The 5,019-nt window shown below is 51.9% G+C and carries 4 protein-coding genes; all 4 read right to left on the bottom strand.

Annotation, left to right across the window (positions count from 1 at the left end; genetic code table 11):
- Positions 1–125: 125 nt before the first annotated feature.
- The 4 genes from Q8O92_16455 to Q8O92_16440 all read right to left on the bottom strand — a co-directional run bounded on the left by Q8O92_16455 (position 126) and on the right by Q8O92_16440 (position 4,989).
- Positions 126–1,274, bottom strand: a complete 1,149-nt coding sequence (locus Q8O92_16455; protein ID MDP2984912.1) for a Gfo/Idh/MocA family oxidoreductase — start codon at positions 1,272–1,274, stop codon at positions 126–128.
- Positions 1,275–1,289: 15 nt separating this feature from the next.
- On the bottom strand, positions 1,290–2,360 hold the full coding sequence (locus Q8O92_16450; protein ID MDP2984911.1) for an aldo/keto reductase: 1,071 nt from the start codon (positions 2,358–2,360) through the stop codon (positions 1,290–1,292).
- Between the two features lie 98 nt (positions 2,361–2,458).
- Positions 2,459–3,535, bottom strand: a complete 1,077-nt coding sequence (locus tag Q8O92_16445) for a hypothetical protein (GenBank protein MDP2984910.1) — start codon at positions 3,533–3,535, stop codon at positions 2,459–2,461.
- 326 nt (positions 3,536–3,861) lie between these two features.
- On the bottom strand, positions 3,862–4,989 hold the full coding sequence (locus Q8O92_16440; protein ID MDP2984909.1) for a Gfo/Idh/MocA family oxidoreductase: 1,128 nt from the start codon (positions 4,987–4,989) through the stop codon (positions 3,862–3,864).
- Positions 4,990–5,019 lie beyond the last annotated feature (30 nt).

The following is a 5,019-nucleotide window of genomic DNA, read 5'->3' as shown; positions in this document are numbered from 1 at the left end:
CAAGTTCAATTAACACTATTTAATCACCGGAGCAATAACTCGGAGGAGACTAATTTTTCATCATCATCTTTTATCACACGCATCACACGCATCAGTGGTTCAGACAGTTTTTCTAATTTCAGATTTCACTTAAATATATCGTTCGGTATCCTTTCCGGCATGACCTGCGGCGCCCGCCAGTCTTCGGGGACATCGCTGCAGGGTACCATTGCGCCTTTTTTCTCACGGTGCGAGTAGAAGCCGGTAAGAAAAGTGGTCGTTTTCCCTGCGATATGCTCGAATGTCTGGGGCTGTTTCCCCGATTCTACCATCTTCTGGAACTCGATCATAGTCGATACGAACAAATTCCGGTAGCGTGTGAAAACATCCCCCTCGTGGTCGTTGTTTTCAAACACCCGGCCTGTGTTTGTGGAAATCTCCACCCACCCGTTGGTGTCGCCCTCGGTGGACATGCGGATTGCCGCATAATAATCCGGATTCTTTCCCTCTCCCTTGACCAGCCAGTTCATCATGCCGCCCTTGTCCCCCCATTCCCACCAGGTATCGGCCATCAGGTTTGCCGCAATCACGTTCGGTTTGAGAATCGTATAGAGATTATAGATGCTGTGTACGCCATGGGCAGCGTATTCGCCGCAAGGCTCGAACGCCATCGCCCCGGTGACATGAGCGCCGCGGTCGAGAAGCGCCTGCAGGCGGTGACGGGCGCGCATGGTTTCCAGCATAGTCTCGTCCGACGAAGGCGCCAGGATGGGGGCATTGTGCTCCTTGGCGCGGGTGATCATCTCTTTCATTTCTTTGAGGGAAAGTGCAAACGGACGGTTTATGAGCGAAGGCATCCCCGCTTCGAGATACGGTTTGGAAAGCTGCGGCCACCACCCGGTGGCATAATAATCGGAGAGAATGACGCCGTCGACTTTTCCGACCATGTCATTGTAATTTTTCACAATCTTGACATCGTATTTATTGGCGAATTTTTCCGCCGCTTTCGGGTCGGGATCCCAGACCATGGTCATAACCATCCCGGTCTGACGGGGCCAGAAAGTCCCCTCGCTCTCAGTCAGGGGCGGATTGAGAAATCTTCCCCAGATATCCTCGATGTGGGAGTAGTATCCGCAGGTGATGATGCCTATTTCCATGAGTTCAACCGAGGCGGGAGATTTCCGTTTGAACCTGGGTCTCGGAACGGCAGCCTGGGCCGTACCTGAGCCGAGCAGAACCCCCCCTGCCAGGGCGCTTTGGGTGATAAAAGATCGTCTTGATGAAGACTGTGCCATGTATGTTTTCCTCCTTTATACGATGCGGCTGATAGTGTTTTCCGGCGCCCAGTGATCGAGAAAACGATAATGATCGGGCAGGCAGGCTGACTCGGTCAGATTGGCATACGTCCGCAGTTTATCCAGAAGCTGTTTCTCTTCACCGGATATTTTCGGTTTGAAAAAAGCAGTCATGCCATCGTAAACATCGTTGAGTGTCCACATTCCGGCCATGGTGGTGTCGGGATTGAGGCCGGAATTGATTATATACCTGAGCATGGCCTGGGGAAGGCTCACCCTGCTTTTCGGATCCATTTCCTTTGCGGCGCTGATAAGGTGAGAGATAAACCACTCGCTCGCAAACGGTTTCATGGTTATCACCCCGACCCCTTTATCACGGAGCTTCTTCGCAACCGGATAGTAATCGCCGGGGAATTTGCCCGTATACACGATATTATGATAAAAATTATAGGGGAATACCACAAAATCGATTGGGAAAGTTTTCAGAACACTATCGAGTTCGGGTATGAAATGAATGGGTACTCCGACCGCGCGGATGTATCCCTTTTCCTTGAGCCTGAAGAGCACCTCCCAGTCAGGCCATTGCGGAGTGGCCGGAGTGTGGCTGTGCATACGGACAAGGTCGATGTGGTCGCGCCTGAAAAGCTTCAGGATATGTTCCAGCTCCTGTTCGGCGCTCCGCTTTTCCGTCCTTCCGCCCATGGTCGAGAGTACGACCTTGTTTTTAAAAGGCTCGATGTGTCCGGGCATAACCTCATACTGGTCGGCGTAGACATCTATGGTATCGACGCCGTACTCGAACGCCGCATGAATCATCTCCCTCCGTTCTTTTTCCAGCGGAATAAGTCCTGGCGGAATATGGGAGCCGAAGGTAAACTTTGAAACTTTGATTCCCGTCTTACCGATTTCCCCCATCGGCATCGATCCCGCAGGGGGCTTCTGAACGGTGACCTTGAGCATCCCGGGATTGAACTCATGCAGTTTGGGCTTAATTATCCGCTGCCCAATGACCTGCCGGGCACACCCCCCGGCAACAAGGGCAGCGCCGCCTATCGCCGCTTGCGAAAAAAATGATCTTCGTTTCATACAGTTTACCTTTTTTATTGCTATTGAATTAGTCCACCGGTGACGGAGTATTTGTCTTTTGACTCTGTCACTTTGTTACTTTGTCACTTGTTTCTTTTTTACTTCTTGAATATCGATTCGTCCACAAATCCGGGCCTCAGTATCTTCGGGCCCCAGTCCGCCGGCACCGAGCCGACCGCTACCGGATTGCCGCCGCGTTCCTGGAAAGAGTAGGAGGCGGCAAGGTATATCTCGAATTTTTTGCGCACCACATCCAGGGGCTGGTAGGTTTTGCCTTCAAGGGTTTTCTGGATGTCCACAAGCTGCGTGGCAAACCGGTAGAAATAGCTGGAATTGCCCGGCATGCAGGCTACTTCAGTACCTGTGGCGCCGATAATGGTGATATGGAAAATGTAGGGTCCCGGCGCCGAATACATCCCGCAGAGGTATGGCGGCTGTTTCTCCTGGCCGGAATACAGGTAAGTTTCCTGGAGGTAAGCGGCTTTCATCATGTCATCGGTAAAGATGGATACCTTCTGGACATTGTAGCCAAGGATCTTGGTCATCATGTGCTGGATATGAAAATGGGGAAAATCGCCGCCGCCGCACGTTGCGGTCACCGATTTGATTGTACCTACATTCTTCAGCCTCGCTTTCAGGGCATCGGCTTCATTGTAGTGTTCGTAGGTGGCGGTCGCAATGAACGGGGCATTATGCTTTGCTGTAACATCAAGCATCTCATCCATGTCTTTAAGGGTATTGACCCAGGGACGGCTGACATAGCAGGGCATTCCCGCCTCCAAGTAAGGACGGAACAGTCTGTGCTGCCAGGGTACCTCGTAAAGACCGCCGCTGGCCACTCCATCCACCTTGCCAATCATGCCGTCATAGGTTTTTACTACTTCTCCCCCCCATTTGTCGGCAAATGCCTGGGCTTTCTTGGGGTCCACATCCCAGACATGGGAGATTTCCATGTTAAGCACCGGCGAGCCGAAGCTGCCTTTCGATGTCAGAAAATCCGCCCAGATAGACCAGAAAGAATATTCGCCGACACACAGCGCCCCTACCTTCAGTGTACGCCCCGACTTTTGCGTCTGAGCGGAAGCGGAATTCGCCGCTCCGGTAAGCACTGATGCTGCACCTGCCGCAGCAGCGGCTTTAGTGATAAACGAACGTCTGGAAGTACGCTCCGTCATGGATAACCCCCTTAAAAAAGTGACAAAGCTGCAAAGTTACAAAGTGACAAAGTATAAAATAGTCCAAAGCCCAAAGCCCAAAATTAAAAAAGAGAAGGCACAAAGGCACAAAGTTAAAGATTTTTTTAGATTCTGATTCGATGATAATAATTTATGCATTATTTTCCGGTGTTTATAAACCTCACCCCCTGTCCCCCTCTCCTATTCATGAGAGGGGGTAACTCGTTACGCGCATTGTTGCTACCCTCTCCTATTTAGGAGAGGGTGGCTGAAAGCCGGGTGAGGTTTTCGCGGTTCAGACAGTCTTTCAACTTTGTGCCTTATCCTTATCCTTTCTTAAACATGGCCATGTCTATCCAGTTTGGTTTGACCAGAGGGGCCTGCCAATCCGTGGATACCTGGCCAACTGTAACCGGCGCTCCGTTTCGTTCCTTGAGGGAATAATAGCCGGTGAGGAATATCTCTGTCTTTTTACGGAGGATATCCAGCGGCTCGTAGCTTTTTTTCGTGTCGAATGTGCGCTGCATGTCGATCACCTGCGGGGCGTAGCGGAAGAGGAGGCTGTCCTGCCAGGAAGGGCTGCGCACCATCTTCGCGGAAACGGTATTGTCTCTCCCGATGATGTCGATCGAGAAAGAATCCTGATTCATTACGTTCTGAAGCGAGCAGATAAACGGTTTCTGGCCTTCCCAGCCTTTGAAAATGTATGTTTCCTGAAGGTAATTGTTGCCGATTTCCTTGTCGGTGATGACCGATACCTTATCGACATCATAACCGAAGATTTTGAGCAGCATGAACTGGGTATGGAAATGAATGGGGAAATCAGACGCCCAGCAGGTGGCCTGCACACACTGGATGGGGCCGATGCTTTTCAGCCTGCTCTTGAGCGCGGGCGCCTCGTGGTAATGTTCGTGTTTGGCGGTGGCGATGATGGCGGTGTTGTGCTTCGCCGCCAGGTTAAGAAGTTCATCCATATCCCGCAGACGGTAAGCGAACGGCCGGCTCAGGTACACCGGGATTCCAGCCTCCACATAAGGCCTTGCAAGGAGATGTTGCCAGGGGACTTCATAAAAGCCCCCGAAAATCACGCCGTCAACTTTTCCGACCATGTCGTCGTAATTCTTCACTGCGACTGCGCCCATCCGGGCTGCGAATTTCTGCGCTTCAGCAGGATTCACATCCCACACATGGGTGATATCCATATTAAGAAACGGGGTGCCGAACGTTCCTCCCTTACTGATGGTGGCTTTGTCGGGCTCCATGATATCCGACCAGCAGAAAGACATGAACGAATACTCCCCCACACATGCTGCGCCGATACGGAGACGCCGGGGCGCTTTCTCCTGAGCATTCGCGGCGCCAGGAGCTACCGCCACAGCCGCGGTTGCAGCGGCGGTTTTGATGAAAGCGCGGCGGCTTGATGCATGCTCGTTTCCCGATATTTCCTGAGACATGATCTCTCCTTGTAGGTTAGCGAGGTACAA

Source organism: Candidatus Latescibacter sp. (assembly GCA_030692375.1).
GTDB lineage: Bacteria > Latescibacterota > Latescibacteria > Latescibacterales > Latescibacteraceae > JAUYCD01.
The sequence above is the reverse complement of the archived record's forward strand: the minus strand, read 5'-3'. Positions and strand labels throughout refer to the sequence as shown.

Excerpts from the sequence above, each read along its gene's own strand:
- Q8O92_16450 (MDP2984911.1), bottom strand. The coding sequence starts at position 2,360 with ATGAAACGAAGATCATTTTTTTCGCAAGCGGCGATAGGCGGCGCTGCC.
- Q8O92_16440 (MDP2984909.1), bottom strand. The coding sequence starts at position 4,989 with ATGTCTCAGGAAATATCGGGAAACGAGCATGCATCAAGCCGCCGCGCT.
- Q8O92_16455 (MDP2984912.1), bottom strand. The coding sequence starts at position 1,274 with ATGGCACAGTCTTCATCAAGACGATCTTTTATCACCCAAAGCGCCCTG.
- Q8O92_16445 (MDP2984910.1), bottom strand. The coding sequence starts at position 3,535 with ATGACGGAGCGTACTTCCAGACGTTCGTTTATCACTAAAGCCGCTGCT.